The 16,665-nt window shown below is 63.7% G+C and carries 16 protein-coding genes and 1 tRNA gene; 7 read left to right on the top strand and 10 right to left on the bottom strand.

Annotation, left to right across the window (positions count from 1 at the left end; genetic code table 11):
• Window positions 1-324 precede the first annotated feature (324 nt).
• Window positions 325-1,062, top strand: coding sequence for a recombinase family protein (locus tag A9D14_RS05665; protein WP_232468800.1), 738 nt, complete (start codon window positions 325-327; stop codon window positions 1,060-1,062).
• A gap of 12 nt (window positions 1,063-1,074) precedes the next feature.
• Here the strand turns inward: A9D14_RS05665 and A9D14_RS05660 are convergent, their stop codons facing one another.
• The 3 genes from A9D14_RS05660 to A9D14_RS05650 form a co-directional block, all read right to left on the bottom strand.
• Window positions 1,075-1,686 (bottom strand): lysozyme inhibitor LprI family protein, encoded by a 612-nt coding sequence (locus A9D14_RS05660; RefSeq protein WP_066843818.1) that lies wholly within the window; start codon window positions 1,684-1,686, stop codon window positions 1,075-1,077.
• Window positions 1,687-1,697: 11 nt separating this feature from the next.
• Complete coding sequence (locus tag A9D14_RS05655) at window positions 1,698-2,747, bottom strand: type I restriction endonuclease (RefSeq protein ID WP_066843815.1); 1,050 nt, start codon at window positions 2,745-2,747, stop codon at window positions 1,698-1,700.
• 193 nt (window positions 2,748-2,940) lie between these two features.
• Window positions 2,941-3,015: transfer RNA gene (locus tag A9D14_RS05650), tRNA-Gln, on the bottom strand.
• A 128-nt stretch (window positions 3,016-3,143) separates the two neighbouring features.
• On the opposite strand from A9D14_RS05650, the gene A9D14_RS05645 reads away from it, so the two are divergent.
• A complete protein-coding gene (locus tag A9D14_RS05645) occupies window positions 3,144-4,172 on the top strand; it encodes a DNA topoisomerase IB (RefSeq protein ID WP_066843812.1) in 1,029 nt (342 codons plus the stop codon).
• A 27-nt stretch (window positions 4,173-4,199) separates the two neighbouring features.
• Here A9D14_RS05645 and A9D14_RS05640 read toward each other — a convergent pair whose 3' ends face one another.
• The 5 genes from A9D14_RS05640 to pgsA form a co-directional block, all read right to left on the bottom strand.
• Window positions 4,200-5,303, bottom strand: coding sequence for a branched-chain amino acid aminotransferase (locus tag A9D14_RS05640; protein ID WP_066843809.1), 1,104 nt, complete (start codon window positions 5,301-5,303; stop codon window positions 4,200-4,202).
• Between the two features lie 103 nt (window positions 5,304-5,406).
• Window positions 5,407-7,638, bottom strand: a complete 2,232-nt coding sequence (locus A9D14_RS05635) for a S9 family peptidase (protein WP_087910545.1) — start codon at window positions 7,636-7,638, stop codon at window positions 5,407-5,409.
• 217 nt (window positions 7,639-7,855) lie between these two features.
• Window positions 7,856-8,224, bottom strand: coding sequence for a 50S ribosomal protein L19 (gene rplS / locus A9D14_RS05630; protein WP_066843804.1), 369 nt, complete (start codon window positions 8,222-8,224; stop codon window positions 7,856-7,858).
• A complete protein-coding gene (gene trmD, locus A9D14_RS05625) occupies window positions 8,221-8,967 on the bottom strand; it encodes a tRNA (guanosine(37)-N1)-methyltransferase TrmD (protein ID WP_066843801.1) in 747 nt (248 codons plus the stop codon). The genes rplS and trmD overlap by 4 nt, the downstream gene beginning before the upstream one ends.
• Before the next feature lie 54 nt (window positions 8,968-9,021).
• Window positions 9,022-9,588: a CDP-diacylglycerol--glycerol-3-phosphate 3-phosphatidyltransferase gene (gene pgsA / locus A9D14_RS05620; protein WP_066843798.1), complete on the bottom strand. Its 567-nt coding sequence runs from the start codon at window positions 9,586-9,588 to the stop codon at window positions 9,022-9,024.
• Between the two features lie 139 nt (window positions 9,589-9,727).
• Here pgsA and A9D14_RS05615 point away from each other — a divergent pair, with 139 nt between their 5' ends.
• Window positions 9,728-11,035 carry an MFS transporter gene (locus A9D14_RS05615; protein ID WP_066843796.1) on the top strand — a complete coding sequence of 436 codons (1,308 nt, stop codon included), beginning with the start codon at window positions 9,728-9,730 and terminating at the stop codon, window positions 11,033-11,035.
• Between the two features lie 18 nt (window positions 11,036-11,053).
• On the opposite strand, the gene A9D14_RS05610 is transcribed toward A9D14_RS05615, so the two are convergent.
• Entirely contained in the window at window positions 11,054-11,293 is a 240-nt protein-coding gene (locus A9D14_RS05610; protein ID WP_066843794.1) for a hypothetical protein, read from the bottom strand.
• Between the two features lie 198 nt (window positions 11,294-11,491).
• Entirely contained in the window at window positions 11,492-11,923 is a 432-nt protein-coding gene (locus A9D14_RS05605) for an EVE domain-containing protein (protein ID WP_066848401.1), read from the bottom strand.
• 300 nt (window positions 11,924-12,223) lie between these two features.
• Here A9D14_RS05605 and A9D14_RS05600 point away from each other — a divergent pair, with 300 nt between their 5' ends.
• The 4 genes from A9D14_RS05600 to A9D14_RS05585 all read left to right on the top strand — a co-directional run bounded on the left by A9D14_RS05600 (window position 12,224) and on the right by A9D14_RS05585 (window position 16,633).
• Window positions 12,224-12,940, top strand: coding sequence for a response regulator (locus tag A9D14_RS05600; protein WP_066843792.1), 717 nt, complete (start codon window positions 12,224-12,226; stop codon window positions 12,938-12,940).
• On the top strand, window positions 12,937-14,265 hold the full coding sequence (locus A9D14_RS05595; RefSeq protein WP_232468798.1) for an ATP-binding protein: 1,329 nt from the start codon (window positions 12,937-12,939) through the stop codon (window positions 14,263-14,265). The genes A9D14_RS05600 and A9D14_RS05595 overlap by 4 nt, the downstream gene beginning before the upstream one ends.
• 152 nt (window positions 14,266-14,417) lie before the next feature.
• A complete protein-coding gene (locus A9D14_RS05590; RefSeq protein WP_066843790.1) occupies window positions 14,418-15,101 on the top strand; it encodes a carbonic anhydrase in 684 nt (227 codons plus the stop codon).
• A complete protein-coding gene (locus A9D14_RS05585) occupies window positions 15,098-16,633 on the top strand; it encodes a SulP family inorganic anion transporter (protein ID WP_066843782.1) in 1,536 nt (511 codons plus the stop codon). Before A9D14_RS05590 ends, A9D14_RS05585 begins: the two co-directional genes overlap by 4 nt.
• Window positions 16,634-16,665 lie beyond the last annotated feature (32 nt).

Below are 16,665 nucleotides of genomic sequence, written 5' to 3'. Positions count from 1 at the left end.
TACCGGAGCCACCGAGGTTGAGCGCCCCATAATCGCGGGCAGGGTTCCCTCGGTGGCTCCGGTGGCGTTTCATTCGGGGGCGGTAGCTACACCCAGCAAGCGGGCCAACCGCTCATGCACTGCAGCCGCCTTGCCTTCGATCTCATCCGCGTCACGCCTTGCCTGTCGTTCGTTCGTCACGGTCTTCCCTTCGTTTGTGGAGGGGATTGGCTGGCACGGACCAGCGCAGCGAACTATCCGCCAAACGGTACTAATGGCCTGTTTGAGTCCAACCGAGTCTTTTCTGCGGTGAACTGACCGCAGCCCTGCTGGACCGTCCCAGTTTTGATCCATACAGAATGGCGTAACGAACGTTGCATCAATCTGTATGGAGCCAATCGCATGTGTCGTGTGACTGCCTATTACCGCGTTTCCACCGATAAACAGGGCCGCTCTGGCCTTGGGCTGGAGGCGCAGCGCGCAGCGGTCCAACAGTTGTGCGAGGGACGCGGCTGGGAGATCGTCTCTGAGTTCACCGAGGTGGAGAGCGGAAAGAGCAATGACCGCCCCCAACTCAACGCAGCCCTCGATCACGCCCGCCTGACCGGCTCCAAGCTGGTGGTGGCGAAGCTTGACCGCCTGAGCCGTGATGCAGCCTTCACCCTGCAGCTACGCAATAGCGGGGTGGATTTCACCTGCGCTGACAATCCCGACGTCAACCGCCTCACCATCGGCCTGCTGGCCGTGATCAACGAAGACGAGCGGGAGCGGATCTCCGAGCGCACCAAGGCAGCCCTTGCAGCCGCCAAGGCCCGTGGAGTGCGCCTAGGAAACCCTAACGGGGCCGCTGCACTGCGTCGTGCCGGTAAAGGGAACGGGGCTTCCGTGGAGGCGATCAAGGGCAATGCCGATCAGTTCGCCGAGGCCCTGCGCGGGACCGTGGAGAACATACTCCAGGGCGAAGGCCGCAGCCTTGCCGCCATCGCCTCGGCACTCAACGCAAGGCACATCCAGACGCCCCGAGGGGGTAAGTGGCATCCGTCGTCAGTTAAGAACCTGATGGCTAGGCTTAAGCTTGGCTGAGGCCCTGCTTTTTTAGAGATCCTGCTCTGCCTTCGCGAGTTCCAAATCACGCATACGCGCTTCGGTCAACTCAATCATTCTAGCACATCCGGCCAAGGGCGCAGCAGTACCGCCTTCGAACATAAGAGAAGCGAAACGTCCCTCAGCTTCCCGAAATGCCTGCCATGCCTCTTGAACCTTGACCAAGCTTTCAGCACGGGCAGGCGTCGAGTTCTGCCTAAACTGCACCACTTCGAAGTTTAGCGCCGCGTCGGCCCGCTCATATTCTGCTCGCAGGCGCTCCCCAATGGCCATGGTGGTGTCTCGCATCGGATTGTATTCTGGATCTAGATCGGAGATTTCTTCGCCTTCGGTCGCTCGCAGTGCCTCCTTTTCCTTCGCGACCACTGCATGAGCGTAAGCCAATCCAACCGTCCCGTGGCCTCGACGATATTCCGCCTTGAGCGCCCACGCATCAGCAAGGGTCATACCTTCAGCATCAAGCAACTGCTTGATCCTCAATGTTTGTTCGACGCTTTCCGCATCTTCAAAATGCTTTTTTCCGGTCAACGCACGGGTAAGATACCAGCTAACGGCTGCCGTGATTATTGGTGCGAAGATGGCAACAACCTGCCAGTTGACCATAGCTCCTGCCCTTATGCTTCCAGTTCCTCGAGCCTCTTCAGGATCGCCGCTTCGTGCCCGTAGATATCCAATGTGCCCCCCACGGGATGCCGCGTTTCGTCCTTGCCCTCAAACGTCCCGAAGTACCTTGAGGTAGCGCTGTTGAAATGCAGGCGGGCGATGCTCTTACGGTTGTTATCGTCCAGCAGCACGGCGCAATAGGACTTGGCATCGCGCATCACGATCCGCTTCGGATCCACCTTCCGAGCCGCGATGGCCCGTACAATGTTGAAACCTTCGATCTCGTCAGCCGTCGTTTCAACGTCCGACCCGTCGCCCTGCTCAACCGGCTCCGGCTCGTCCCCACCGTTGCCCTGCAGGGCATTGGTAAGACGTTCGTTGACTCGGTCGCGGATAAGCGCTGAAGCAGAAGCGACAATTAGCGCATGAAAGTTATCTTTCACCTGCGCCGTCATGCGTCCCGGTTGGACCCTGCCAGCTATGATCCGAACGAACTCCTCTGAAGGATTTTCCAGTTCCTGCTGGAGTTCCTTGTATACCAATGTCTGAAGTTTGAGCCGCGATGCCTCGTCTACTATCTTGTCAATGTCGAAGGATGCTTTCGTGAAACTGGTTAGGATCCGATGATCCGACTTGCGGACAGCATCAAGATCCAACGTAAAGAATGGCTTTTCATCCATCCGGTTTGGTGAATCGATGTCCGAATAGAACTTATAAATCACTCCATTCGTCAGGACCGCCAGCCGCGCCTCAGTCACCGAGAAGTAGCGGTAAAGCTGCGAGGCATGCTTAAGATTGAGATCGATTCCGGCTGGCTTGCACTCAACCAACATCTTAACCTGTCCACCATCGCAAATGGCGTAATCGACCTTCTCACCTTTTTTGGTGCCAACGTCGCAGGTGAACTCCGGCACCACCTCGCCGGGATTGAACACATTGTAACCGAGAGCCTGCAGGAACGGCATAACAAGAGCATTCTTTGCCGCTTCTTCTGTGGCCAACACTTCTCGGTGTTCGCGCACGGTCTTGCTCAGTTCTGCCAGCTTAGTTTCGAGTTCCATTGGATGCCCCCATGTTGCCCGGTCAAACTATCCGCGTTTGGCCTAGGCGCAAGATCGCTGCTTGCCACAGAGGGGATATCAACAGGTAAAGAAGGTGGCAGAAAACACGGCCCACGGATATGGCCCACAAACATGGCCCACACCTGCTCCGAACAGTCGCTTAAACTGTTGAAATATAGTGATTTCAGGAAACTGGCTGGGGCGGCAGGATTCGAACCTGCGCATGGCGGTACCAAAAACCGCTGCCTTACCGCTTGGCTACGCCCCAGCATCGCATCGCCCGTTCGGGTCGAGCGCCGCCATATAGCCGCTTTCGCCGTGTTGAAAAGGGCTTACGGCCGAAAATGCGCCGACAAGCGGAACCGGTCTGCCCCCGCCCACGTTTCCCGCTTCACGATGGCAAGCTCTGCACAACCCGGTGAACTCTCCAAGCTCATCTATGTCGATGACTCCCTTCCCGGCATCACCCGGCGCAAGAGTGGCAAGGGTTGGGCCTATTTCGATCCAAAGGGCAGCCGGATCAAGGACCGCGTTGAGATCGACCGGCTGAATTCGGTCGCCTTGCCGCCGGCCTATGCCGATGCCTGGTACTGCCCCGCCGCGAATGGACATATTCTGGCCACCGGCATCGATGCGCGCGGGCGCAAGCAATACCGCTATCATCCCGATTTCCGCAGCCACCAGGATGGCGAGAAGTTCGACCGCTGTCTGGCGTTCGGCAAGGCCCTGCCGCTGGTGCGCAAGCAGGTGGCGGAGGACTTGGCGGAAAGCACCGTGACGCGCGAGCGGGCGATCGCCAGTGTCGTGCGGCTGCTGGACCTGGGTCGCCTGCGCGTCGGGAACGAGAGCTATGCGAAGCGGAACAAGAGCTTTGGCGCGACCACCTTGCGCAGCCGCCATGCCGAGGTGAAGGCCGGACGGCTTCGCCTGCGCTTCAAGGGCAAGTCGGGCCAGAACCGCGAGGTCGTACTGACCGACCGCGTTCTGGCAAAGACCGTGCGCGAAATGCACGAACTGCCCGGACAGCACCTGTTTCGCTATGTCGGCGATGACGGAGAGCCGCATTCGGTGTCGTCGTGTGACGTCAACGACTATCTGCGCAAATCCATGGGTGAGGATTTTACCGCCAAGGATTTCCGCACTTTCCACGGCAGCGTTCTGGCCTTCACCGAACTGGCCAATGCCAATGGCCGCGTGCCCATCCGGCAGCTGCTCGAGGTGGTGGCGGGCAAGCTGGGCAATACGCCCGCGGTGACGCGCAAGTCCTATATCCACCCGGCGGTGATCGCGCTGGTGGACCAGCAATTGCGCTGGCGGGCCGCGCTGAAATTTCCGCGCAAGACCCGCTGGCAGAGCCGCGAGGAGCGCGCGCTGATCGCCCTCCTCGAAAAGAGCCCCAGCGCGGCGGACCTGCTGGCGGCCTGATCCCGGCCGCCGCGTCGATCCGGCCGGTCAGTCCAGCTTCGTTACCCAGCCATGCGTGTCGGGCAATTGCCCGCGCTGGATGCCGGTCAGCCGGTTCTTCATCTTCTGCGTCAACTGGCCAGGTCCGCCAGTCCCGATGGTGAAATCGCCGTCGTGGCCCGCGACCTTGCCGACCGCGGTCACCACCGCAGCCGTGCCGCATGCAAAGCATTCGACAAGCTTGCCGGTCGTCGCGTCCTCGCGCCATTGCTCCAGGCTATAGCGGCCCTCCTCGACCGTCAGCCCTTCCTCGCGCAGCAGTGTGATCAGGCTGTCGCGCGTGATGCCGGGCAGGATCGTGCCGGTCAGCGCGGGGGTCAGGACACGCCTGTCGTCGAACACGAAGAACAGGTTCATGCCGCCCAGTTCCTCGATCCACTTGCGTTCCGCGGCGTCGAGGAAAACGACCTGGTCGTGCCCGCGCTCGATCGCCTCGGCCTGGGGGACCAGGCTGGCGGCGTAATTGCCGCCGCATTTGGCCGCGCCGGTGCCGCCGGGGGCCGCGCGGGTATAGTCGCTCGACACCCAGATCGACACGGCGGGCGTGCCGGACTTGAAGTAATTGCCCGCAGGGCTGGCGATCACGATGAACTTGTAGCGCTTGGCCGGGCGGACCCCCAGGAACACTTCGGACGCGAACATGAAGGGGCGCAGGTATAGCGATGCGCCCTCCATGTCGGGGATCCACGCGCTGTCCTTGTCGACCAATAGGCGAACCGCTTCCAGGAACAGCTCTTCGGGCAGTTCGGGCATCGCCATGCGCCGGGCGGAGACGTTGAAGCGCTTCGCATTCGCCTCGGGCCGGAACAGCGCGGTGCTGCCGTCGGGATGGCGATAGGCCTTCATCCCCTCGAAGATTTCCTGCGCATAATGCAGCACCGCTGCGGCGGGATCGAGCTCGATCGGGCGGCGCGGGCCCAGCGTGGCATTGTGCCAGCCTTCGCCCTCGGTCCAGTCGATCATGATCATGTGATCGGTGAACAAGGTGCCGAAGCCGGGATTTTCCAGCCACTGCACGCGCGTTTCATCCGCTACGGGCGCGGGATGCGCCAGGGTGATGAAATCGGTCTTGGCAGCAACGCTGGTCGCCATGGGTCTGTCACTCACTTCTTGCGGCAATAATCGAAACTTGGCGGTTAGGCCCGCGCGCTGATCGTTGCAAGAGGGCGCGGGCGGCATGCCTGCGCCGATCGGGTCACCGGCCGCCGGGGGGAACGCCGTTCTGCGTGAGGAAACGGGTGATCGCGCCGTAATAATGCTGGGTAATCACCGGGCCGGAAACGACATGGCCGAAACCGGGGTACAGCATCATTTCGAACGGAACGTTGGCTTCCTGCATCGCGGCGACCATCGCGGTGGTATTGTCCATCACGACATTGTCGTCGCTCATCCCGTGGATGATCAGCAGCGGATCGCTCATTTGCGCGGCGTCGGCGATGGTGTTCGACGCCTCGTAAGCTTCGGGCACCTCGCGCGGATCGCCCATGTAGCGTTCGGTGTAGAAGGTGTCGTAGAGCTCCCACTTCGTCACCGACGATGCCGCGACACCCGCCGCGTAGAAGCCGGGATCGGCCTCCAGCATCTTGAGCGTCATATAGCCGCCATAGCTGCCGCCATAGATCGCGATCCGGTCGGGATCGACGAAGGGCAGGGTCTTGAGCCAGGTGCCGCCCGTCTTCTGGTCGGTCACCTCGACCGTGCCCATCGCCTCGCGGATCTGCCTTTCGAACTCGACCCCGCGATTGTCGGATCCGCGATTGTCGATCTGGAACCAGATATAGCCGAGATCCACGAAATATTGCGCGATGGTCGACCCCCATGCGCGGTCCACCTCCTGCGCGTGCGGGCCGCCATAGTGATGGAACAGCACGGGGTAGCGCTTGCCCTTCTCCATCTTCGGGGTCAGCATCTTCCAATAGAGCGTGCTGCCATCCTCCGCTGCCAGCGTGCCGAAACGCGCGGCGGCGTGGCTGGCCGCGTAAGGCGCATAGGGGTGGTCCGCATCCAGCGCGTTTTCCATCAGCCAGGTCAGCCGCTGGCCCGCATTGTCCGCCAGGTAATATTGCGTCGGCTGCGCGGGGTTCGACCGGTTGACGATCATGGTCCGCCCCGCCCCATCCATCGAACCGCCATAGAACCAGCCCGGCTGGGTCAGCCGTTCGGGCGCGCCGCCATTCGCATAGTCGAGGCGGTAGATATGATCCTCCAGCGGGGTGTCCTTGCGGCCCTTGAACCACAGCATGCCAGCCTGATCGTCCACGCCCAGCAGCCCGGTGACGACCCAGTCACCGCTGGTCAGCTGCGTCCACGCGCCATCGGCCAGCCGCCACAGATGGCCGAACCCGCTACGCTCCGAACGCCAGATCAGCGACCCGTCCTTCAGGAAGCGATAGTCCGAGGTCTGGTTGATCCAGTGCCCTTCCGCCGCGGTTTCGGTGAATACCAGCGTGCTCTTGCCCGTGGCGGGGTCGATCTTCAGCAGGTCGAGCCGGCTCTGCGCGCGGTTCTGGCGCTGGACATAGAGGCTGCCGTCCGGCGCCCAGTCGACGCGGGTGACATAGATGTCGCGTTCCGCGCCAAGGTCCGCCTTGACCAGATCGCCGCCGTCCGGATCCATGACGAAAAGATCGATCAGCACATTGTCGGTGCCCGCCAGCGGATAGCGCTGGTCATAGGTGGTCGTGCTGCCCGCGCCGATCGACGTGCGCGTGACGACCGCGACCGGAGCCTCGTCATAGCGCAGCACCGCGATGCGCTTGCCGTCAGGGCTCCACTTGTATCCGTAGTCGCGGTCCATTTCCTCCTGCGCGACGAATTCCGCCTCGCCCCAATGGACGGTGTCGCTGGCTTCAACTGGCGTGATCGCGACCGGCGTGCCGCCGATGGGCGCGACATAGAGGCGGCCCTCGCGCACGAAGGACACGCGCGCATTGTCGGGCGAGATCGCGGGATTGAGCTCTCCCTCCTCGCTGTCGGTCAGGCGGGTGACCGTGCCGTCGAGCTTCGCGAGGAACAGATCGCCGTCCAGCGGCACCAGGATCGACTGCGAATCCTCGGCCCATTCATAGGACACGATGCCCTTCAGGCTGGCGATGCGGGCGCGTTCGCGCTGCATCTTCTCGGCCTCGGACAATTCGCGCCCGGGACCGAACGCTTCGGAATCGACCAGCATCGACCATTCGCCGCCCTGCCGGTCATAGGCCCACAGATCATAGCGATAGCGGTCGTCGTCGCGCGGGCGCAGCAGGGTCAGCCAGCGGCCATCGGGCGACAGCTTCATCGCGCGCGGCGATGCACCGTTCAGCGACGGGCTGCCCGCGATGCGCTCCAGCGTCAGCTCCTTTTGCGGCACTTCGGGGACCGCCATCGCCTGCGCGGGCGTTCCGGGCAGGTCGTACCCCGGCTGCGCCATCGCGCTGCCCCCCATCACGGCGCCCAGCACAAGGGCGGACGCGGCAAGGCGCAGGACAGTCGTGGAAACGCGGGTCATCGGCAGGGATCCAGAGAAAGGAGCGGAAATTCAGCCCGCTTCATTGGACAAAGCGGTTACGATTGCAACCGTGATGCGCGCGCCATCGCCCACATGCAAAAAGGGCGGCCCCTGCAGGAACCGCCCTTTCGTGTTTCGCTTTTTGCGCGAAGGCTTACGCGTTCTCGCGAACCGTCTTGCGCTCGGCAATACGCGCGCTCTTGCCGGTGCGGCCGCGCAGGTAATACAGCTTCGCACGGCGCACCACGCCGCGGCGGACCACGGTGATGCTGTCGATGTTGGGCGAATAGAGCGGGAACACACGCTCCACGCCTTCGCCGAAGCTCATCTTGCGAACGGTGAAGTTCGAACCCATGCCGCGGTTCGAACGCGCGATCACGACGCCTTCGTAGTTCTGCACACGCTCACGCGTGCCTTCCACGACGCGCACGCCGACGCGCACGGTGTCGCCCGCGCGGAATTCCGGAATATCCTTGCCAAGGCCTGCGATGGCCTCCGCTTCAAGCTGCTGGATCAGGTTCATGTGCCTGTGCCTTCATCATCGTGCCGCGCGCCAGAGGCAGGCTGTCCCCGAACGTCACCATGACGCTCCCAAAGGTCCGGCCTGCGTAACCGTGTATCGTCCTCGCTGCGCCGCTTTCGCCACGCCGCGATCTTCGCATGATCCCCCGATCGCAGCACTTCAGGGATCGTGCGCCCTTCCCATATGGCAGGTCGGGTAAAATGCGGATATTCGAGCAGACCGTTCTCGAACGATTCCTCGACTCCGCTGGAAGCCGCGCCCATTACGCCGGGAAGCAGCCGAATGCAAGCGTCGAGCAGCATGAGCGCGGCAGGCTCTCCGCCCGACAGCACGATGTCGCCGACCGACACTTCCTCGACGTCGCGGCCTTCGAAAATACGCTCGTCGAAACCCTCGAACCGGCCGCACAGCACGATCGCGCCCGGCCCCGACGCAAGTTCGCGAACGCGCGCCTGGTCAAGCGGACGCCCGCGCGGCGTCATCGTCAGCACCGGCGCATCGGGGTTCAGCCCGCGCGCATGATCGATCGCGGCGGCCAGCACATCGACCTTGAGCACCATGCCCGCGCCGCCGCCGGCGGGCGTGTCGTCGACGGTGCGATGCTTGTCGGCCGCGAAATCGCGGATCTGCACCGCCTCCATCGACCATGCCCCCGCTTCCAGCGCGCGGCCGGCAAGGCTGATGCCAAGCGGGCCCGGAAACATCTCGGGATACAGGGTCAGGACGGTTGCTTTGAAACTCATGCCCAGCGCCTAGACTTCGCCCGGCCGCCCGACAAGCGGCCAGTCGCGGCGAAATCAGTCCATGTGCTTCAGGCCGATGCGCAGATAGTCCCAGCCGGTCACCACCGTCAGCGCCGCCGCAGCCCACAGGCAGACAAGGCCGGTCAGCCTGATCCATTCCATGTCCGGCAGCGCGCCCGCCAGGATCAGCGCACCCAGCGAGACGATCTGCACCGTGGTCTTCCACTTCGCCAGCTTCGACACCGGAACCGACACCTGCACGCCCGCCAGGAATTCGCGCAGGCCCGACACCGCAATCTCGCGCAGCAGGATCACCAGGCCCGCCAGCGCATGCAGATCGCCCACATACGGCCCTGACAGCCCGCCCTTGGCCGCAAGCACCAGGATCACGGCGGCGATCATCAGCTTGTCCGCGATGGGATCGAGGAACACGCCCAGCCGGCTGACCCGCCCGCTCGACCGCGCGAGCGCGCCGTCGAAATAATCGGTGATGCCCGCCAGCGAATAGAGCACGAACGCAATGGCATGCCCCAGCGCCCAGTCGGGCCACCACAGGAATCCGACCAGCAGCGGAACGGCGAAGATACGCGAAAGCGTAAGGAGGTTGGGAAGTGTCAGCATAGATTCGTGAAGCCATTTAGCCTGAAAACAGGCGGCATCCCAAGCGTGTAGGGCACGCCTTGACCCGATTTTATTACCTGCCTGTGCCGCAATGGCTTGTGCCGCGCAGCATGGACGGTAAGGACGGGCGCCAACAATCATGCTGACTTCCACCGATCTTCTCACCAGGCGCCGCTTCCTGCCGCTGTTCGTCACCCAGGTTCTGGGGGCGTTCAACGACAATCTGTACAAGAACGCGATGGTCCTGTTCGTGGTCTATGCCGTCTATTCCAGCGCGGCAGAGGAAGCGATGTTCTCGGCCGTGGCGCAGGGGCTGTTCACCCTGCCCTTCGTGCTGTTTTCCGCGCTGTCGGGCCAGCTGGCCGACATGCGGGACAAGGCGGTCATCATCCGCCGGGTCAAGCTCGCCGAAATCGGCATCATGACGGTGGGCGCGGCAGGTCTGGTCCTGGCCTCGGTGAATTTCGCGGTGGACAGTATCGCGATCCCGCTGCTGCTGCTGGCGCTGTTCGCGATGGGGGTGCACTCCACCTTCTTCGGCCCGATCAAATATGCGATCCTGCCCCAGCATCTAGAAAGGCAGGAAGTGCTGGCCGGCACCGGCCTAGTCGAGGCGGGGACCTATCTTGCGATCCTGGCGGGCACGATCCTGGCCGGCTGGATCGCGGTGGAGATTGCCGCGGTGCTGGTGATAGCGCTGGCCGTGCTGGGATGGTTCGCGGGCAGGCAGGTGCCAAGCGCCCCGGCGCAAGGCGTGGTCGAGCCGATCGACTACAATATCTGGCGATCCTCGATCAACGTGGTCAAGGGATCGATGCAGGATGCGCGCGTGTTCTACGCGATCCTGGCGATCAGCTTCTTCTGGACCATCGGCGCGGTGCTGTTCATCGAATTCCCGCCACTGGCCAAGAACGTGCTGACCGCCAGCAAGGAAGTGGCCAGCCTGTTCCTGGTGGTCTTTTCCATCGGCGTGGCGATCGGGTCGGTATCGATCAACGCGTTGCTCAAGGGAGAGGTGTCGGCGCGCTATTCGCCAGCATCGGTGGTGGTGATGGGGCTGTTCGTGGTGGCGTTCCACGTCGTGTGCCGCATGTGGGTGCCCGAAGCGGGCGGCCTGTATTCGGTGGGAGAGTTCATCCTGCTGCCGCTGGCCGCGCCGCTGCTGCTATGCCTGATGGGCATCGCGATCGCGGGCGGCATGTTCGTTGTGCCGCTCTATGCGTTCCTGACGACGGTGGTCGACAAGTCGCAGACGGCGCGAACGGTCGCGGCGAACAATCTGGTGAACAGCTTCGCGATGGTCGGCGGCTCTGCGCTGGCGATGGCGCTGAACGCGATCAACGTGTCGATCGTGGACCAGCTTCTGCTGGCCGCCGCGATGAGCCTGATCTCGGCCTGGCTCGGCTGGATCCTGTACCAGGCGGAGCTTCGTCTCGCTCCGGCCTGAACTTCTCCGCCTGTGCGTTCAGGCTATGAAGCCGATGACCGCCATGAAGCACGCGCAATAGGCCATCATGAATTCCTTCGCATCGCGCGAAGTCAGGCCCCAGAACAGCGTCTGCGGCTGCTCCTGCCGAACCTCGATCATCAACGGGCGCATCTTGCGGCCGAACCAGCCCTTCACCGCGGCGCGGCGGCGGGCGATCGGCTGCACCATGGGCACGCGGATCGGTGCGCGCATGGTCGGTGTGACGGCATGGATCATCGGCGTCGTTATCCTAGCTTGGCCTGAAACCTATGCCATGCTGAACGAGCGATGGCGGTAACGGTTTCTTAACCAAGCTTAACGACGCGCGGACCGAAATCATCCGCAATGGATAGCCCCGTTATGGGACAGGAAGCACGGCCGCCGCGTTAACCATCGTCGGCAGCGGTAATCTGGGGATCGGAACGGCCTTGCGGGTCAGTCCGCCTGCTTCGCATTGGCCTTGGACATCGACAGAATTTTTTTCCATTCCTCGGGCCTGACCTCGCTCACCGACAGGCGCATCAGCTTGACCAGCTCCATTTCGGCCAGCGATTCCTCTGCCTTCACCTGCTTCAGCGTCACGCTTGCCGGCAGCTTCTCGACCGGCTTGACCTTGACCGCGGCCCATTTGCCGGTCTCGTCGGTGGGATCGGTGATGCCCGCGACGCTTACTTCGCAGATGCCCACGATCTGCAGCCCGATGTTGGAATGATAGAAGAACGCCTGGTCGCCCTTCTGCATGGCGGCCAAATTGTTCTTGGCGCGATGGTTGCGCACGCCGTCCCACGTCCCCTCGCCCTGATCGACAAGGTCGTCCCACGAATAGACGTCGGGTTCGGATTTCATCAGCCAGTAGCGCTTGGCCATGATGGCGCTCTCCATCGAAGATCGGGGCAGGATGCGGGTGCGAAGGGGCACCGGACGGCGCCCGCCGCCGTCCCTTAGCGAGGGGGCGCCGGTCGGCGCAAGGGCCCTGCCCTGCCGGATGACGCGGCACCATGGCCGCGCGCTATTGCCCGGCTGCGCATCTGCGGCCATATCGATGCGTGCGCCTTCCTGCGGTCAGGCAGCGCTTGAACAGCGCATGCAGGACAACTAGCTTCGCCGCCGATCACTTGGGGGCCTGCTCCTCCACCCCTTTTTCGAAAGCCGGAACCAGACACGCCGATGGCCACCCAGACGATCCTTGTCGTCGAAGACGATCCGCAGCTTCGCGTGCTGATCTCGCGCGCCCTGAAGGAACATGGCTATGATGTCCGCTCCGCCGCAACCGGGGCCGAGATGCAGGTGCAGATGGAGGACGGCCGGCCCGCCCTGATCGTGCTCGACATCATGCTGCCGGGGACCAACGGTATCGAGCTGCTGCGCCGCCTGCGCGCGACCAGCGACGTGCCGGTGATCTTCGTCAGCGCGCGCGGGGAAGAGGCGGACCGCGTCGTCGGGCTGGAACTGGGCGCCGACGATTATCTCGCCAAGCCGTTCGGCACGCGCGAATTGCTGGCCCGCATCGCCGCGGTGCTGCGCCGCCACGGCAATGGCAATGGCGCGCCCAGCCCCCGCGAGAAGCACGACGAAATCGGCTTCGACGGCTGGACCCTGTCGCTGTCGCGCCGCGAACTGCGTTCGCCGACAAGGGCGCTGGTCGAACTGACCACGGCGGAATTCGACCTGCTGAGCGCCTTCGTCCAGTCCCCCCAGCGCGTAATCAGCCGCGAACGGCTGATCGAACTGTCGCGCACCCGCGTCGGGGATTCCTCGGATCGCAGCGTCGACGTGCTGGTCAGCCGGCTGCGCCGCAAGCTGACCACCTCTGACAAGGAGGCGCCGATCGCGACCGTGCGCGGCGTGGGATACATGTTCACCGCGGAAGTGGCCGCGGCGTGAGCACGGCCGACTGGCGCGGTTTCGGTTTTGCCAGGACCAGCCTGCTGGGCCGTTTGCTTGCGATCCTGCTGGCGGTGGTCGCTCTCGAATTCACGCTCAACGCCTTCGTTTTCGAGCGGGCGAACGAATTCTCGCTTCAGGAGGAGGACGCGGCCAGCATCTCGGACCGGCTGGTCGTCGCCTATCGCCTGCTGGACAGCGCCCCTCCGCAGCGGCGCGGGGCGGTGGCCAATGAATTGTCGACCAGTCATTTCCGGATCGACTGGTCGCGCGAGACTGCCCGCCGCGCCGCCAGCCTGGAACTGGAAGCGCTGCGCGACCAGATCGTCGACAACGACCAGGAACTGGTCCGCGCCGGACTGCGCCTGCACCTCGAACCGCTGAGCGGGGGCGGCGATATCGCGGGCAGCATGATCCTGACCGACCGGTCGGTGATGCGGTTCTCGGCCGAGGTGCACCAGACCTTCAAGCTGAACGCCCAGCGCGTGATCATGCTGCTGCTTCCCACCGCGCTGCTGATGCTGGTCGGCGGGCTGCTGGTGGGTGCGGCGCTTCGCCCGCTGCGCAACCTGGTCGCCGCTTCGCGCAAGGTGGGCGAACTGGAAGAGCCGGAACCGGTGCCGCTTGCCGGGTCGCAGGAAGCGCGCGACCTGATCCATGCGTTCAACGAGATGCAGGAGAGGATCCACCAGCTGATCCGCAACCGGCAGCTGACCGTCTCGGCCATCGCGCATGACCTGCGCACCCCGCTGGCGCGGCTGCAGATGCGGCTGGACCAGGACGCGCCCGACAGGCAGGCGATGGCCGCCGACGTGGCAGAGATGCGGATGCTGCTGCAATCGCTGCAGACCTTCAACGAAGGGCACGACCACCGCGGCCCGATCGAGCGGATCGACATTGCTGCAACCGCGCAGACATTGGTCGACGACGCCAGCGACCGGGGTTTCGACGCGGTCTATGAAGGGCCGGAACATCTGGAAATGTCGGGGCGCGCGCTGGCGCTGCGCCGGGTGATGTCGAACCTGATCGAGAATGCGCTGCATTATGCCAATGACGCGCATGTCATCCTGTCTCGCGAGGGCGAGGACGTCGTGATCTCGGTCATCGACAACGGGCCGGGAATCGCCGAATCCCAGATAGATGAGGTGATGAAGCCCTTTGTCCGGCTCGACCACGCGCGCAGCCGCAATACGCCCGGCATGGGTCTGGGCCTGGCCATCGTGAACCGTATCGTGCGGGCGCAGGGTGGTCGCTTTTCCATCGCGAATCGCCCGACCGGCGGGCTGTGCGCCACGATCCGCCTGCCCGCCGCCGGCCCGGCATAACCGGCGCAATTACCGGCTCGTCGCGTTTCGCGGCTGCAGCAACAAACAATTACAATCAGGAGCGGATCAGGAAACACATCGCCGGTAAGCCTTGGCCCCATCCGCAATTGCGTAATGAATTTTCCACGGATGCAGTCAAAAGGACTTTCCCGATGAACGAACTGATCGGCCGCGTTTTCAATTTCGAGAAGACCGTATTTCCCAGCAGCAGCGAACTCTATGGCACGCTGACCCGCGATGGGCAGAGCCCCAAGGCGCTTATGATCTCGTGCGCCGATTCGCGCATCGTGCCCGAGGAAATCATGCAGGCCCGCCCGGGCGACCTGTTCGTCTGCCGCAACGCCGGCAATATCGTCCCTCCCTACGCCTCGATGCTGGGCGGCGTTTCGGCCACCGTCGAATATGCGGTCGCGGCGCTGGGCGTGCGCGACATCATCGTGTGCGGTCACACCGACTGCGGCGCGATGAAGGCGTTGGCCTATCCCGAGGGGCTTGAAGCCATGCCCAATGTCGCCGCCTGGCTGAAGCACGGCAGCGCGGCGCAGACCGTGGTCGACAGCTGCCAGGGCCACCTGGAAGGCGACGACCGGATCCGCGCGATGATCTATGAGAATGTCATCGCCCAGCTTTCGAACCTGCGCACCCATCCCTCGGTCGCCCGCGCGATGGCGTCCGGCGAAATGAGCCTGCACGGCTGGGTCGTCGACATCCACCAAGGCCAGGTCCTCGGCCTCGACGGCCAGACCGGCCAGTTCACGACACTGCGCGAAAATACGCCGCTGCCCGTCGCCGTCCCGGCGCAGGCACGCTATCAGATGGCGGAGGCTGCGGAATGACCACTGCCGCAGCAACCGCTGTGGCGACGGACGAAAAGGGCGGCCTGTTCGCCCATTTCGGACGTGACTTCACGGCTTCCATCGTTGTCTTCCTGGTCGCGATGCCGCTTTGCATGGGCATTGCGATCGCATCGGGCGTTCCCGCTGAAAAGGGCCTGATCACGGGCATCATCGGCGGCATCGTCGTCGGCATGTTCGCAGGCTCGCCCCTGCAGGTCAGCGGTCCCGCCGCTGGCCTTGCCGTCATCGTGTTCGACTTCGTCGCGAACAACGGCCTGACCGCCCTTGGCCCAATGCTGGTGCTGGCGGGCGTGTTGCAGTTCGTCGCCGGCTGGATGAAGCTGGGCGCGTTCTTCCGTTCGATCAGCCCGGCCGTGGTGCACGGCATGCTGGCGGGCATTGGCGCGCTGATCGTGATCAGCCAGTTCCACATCCTGTTCGACGCGACACCGCTGTCGAACGGAATTGCCAATCTGGCCGCCATGCCTGCGCGCCTGTTGGGGCTTTCGCCCTTCGACGCGAACCAGGCCGAGATGGCGCTTGGCATCGGCCTTCTGACGATCGGCATCATGGTCGGCTGGGAAAAGTTCAAGCCCGCGCAAATGGGCCTGCTGCCCGGCGCGCTGCTGGGCGTGGTCGGTGCGACGCTGGCCGCCATGGCACTTGGGCTGGACATCACGCGCGTCAACGTGCCCGATTCGATCGTCGGCGCGGTGGCAACGCCGGGTGACGACTTCTTCGGCCTGCTGATCAGCCCGACCATCATCATCGCGGCCATCGCCGTCGCCTTCATCGCCAGCGCGGAAACGCTGCTGTCGGCGGCTGCGGTCGACCGGATGCACGACGGCGTTCGCACCAATTACGACAAGGAACTCAGCGCGCAGGGCGTCGGCAATCTTCTGTGCGGCCTTGCGGGCGCACTGCCGATGACCGGCGTGATCGTACGTTCGTCGGCCAATGTGCAGGCAGGCGCCAAGACCCGCCTGTCGACCATCATCCACGGTATCTGGATCCTGGGCTTCGTCTCTCTGCTGCCTTTCGTGCTCAGCGAGATTCCGATGGCGGCGCTGGGCGGCGTGCTGGTTGTCACCGGCTGGAAGCTGGTCAGCCTCAAGCATGTTCGTCACCTTTATTCCAGCTATGGCGCGCTTCCCGCGGTCATCTGGACGGCGACCTTCGTGCTGGTCGTCACCGTCGACCTGCTGACCGGCGTGCTGGTCGGCCTGGCGCTGACGCTGCTGGAGCTGATCCCGCACCGCCGTTCGCTGAGGCTGAATGTCGAGGAGAACGATGAAGGCGCCGAGCGCGACGTGCATCTGTCGGGCAGTGCGACTTTCATCAGCCTGACGGGCCTGACCCGCAGGCTGGAGAGCATTCCCGGCGATCGTCCGGTCCGCGTGAACCTCAGCAAGGTGCAGGGTTTCGACCACACCTCTGCCGAGCAGTTCAAGGAGTGGGTCGCGCGCCGCCGGAAGCTGGGTCATCCCGTCGAAGTAACGGGCCCGAGCCACCTCGTGGACCGTTTTTCCTGACATAGGCGGTCCATTGTCCCCTGGGCCGGGCG

It is taken from the genome of Croceicoccus marinus, from assembly GCF_001661675.2.
Taxonomy (GTDB): Bacteria; Pseudomonadota; Alphaproteobacteria; order Sphingomonadales; family Sphingomonadaceae; genus Croceicoccus; species Croceicoccus marinus.
The sequence above is the reverse complement of the archived record's forward strand: the minus strand, read 5'-3'. Positions and strand labels throughout refer to the sequence as shown.

Coding starts and splice junctions, on each gene's coding strand:
- A9D14_RS05660 (WP_066843818.1), bottom strand. CDS start 1,686: ATGGTCAACTGGCAGGTTGTTGCCATCTTCGCACCAATAATCACGGCA.
- A9D14_RS05655 (WP_066843815.1), bottom strand. CDS start 2,747: ATGGAACTCGAAACTAAGCTGGCAGAACTGAGCAAGACCGTGCGCGAA.
- A9D14_RS05645 (WP_066843812.1), top strand. CDS start 3,144: ATGGCAAGCTCTGCACAACCCGGTGAACTCTCCAAGCTCATCTATGTC.
- A9D14_RS05640 (WP_066843809.1), bottom strand. CDS start 5,303: ATGGCGACCAGCGTTGCTGCCAAGACCGATTTCATCACCCTGGCGCAT.
- A9D14_RS05635 (WP_087910545.1), bottom strand. CDS start 7,638: ATGGGGGGCAGCGCGATGGCGCAGCCGGGGTACGACCTGCCCGGAACG.
- rplS (WP_066843804.1), bottom strand. CDS start 8,224: ATGAACCTGATCCAGCAGCTTGAAGCGGAGGCCATCGCAGGCCTTGGC.
- trmD (WP_066843801.1), bottom strand. CDS start 8,967: ATGAGTTTCAAAGCAACCGTCCTGACCCTGTATCCCGAGATGTTTCCG.
- pgsA (WP_066843798.1), bottom strand. CDS start 9,588: ATGCTGACACTTCCCAACCTCCTTACGCTTTCGCGTATCTTCGCCGTT.
- A9D14_RS05615 (WP_066843796.1), top strand. CDS start 9,728: ATGCTGACTTCCACCGATCTTCTCACCAGGCGCCGCTTCCTGCCGCTG.
- A9D14_RS05610 (WP_066843794.1), bottom strand. CDS start 11,293: ATGATCCATGCCGTCACACCGACCATGCGCGCACCGATCCGCGTGCCC.
- A9D14_RS05605 (WP_066848401.1), bottom strand. CDS start 11,923: ATGGCCAAGCGCTACTGGCTGATGAAATCCGAACCCGACGTCTATTCG.
- A9D14_RS05600 (WP_066843792.1), top strand. CDS start 12,224: ATGGCCACCCAGACGATCCTTGTCGTCGAAGACGATCCGCAGCTTCGC.
- A9D14_RS05590 (WP_066843790.1), top strand. CDS start 14,418: ATGAACGAACTGATCGGCCGCGTTTTCAATTTCGAGAAGACCGTATTT.
- A9D14_RS05585 (WP_066843782.1), top strand. CDS start 15,098: ATGACCACTGCCGCAGCAACCGCTGTGGCGACGGACGAAAAGGGCGGC.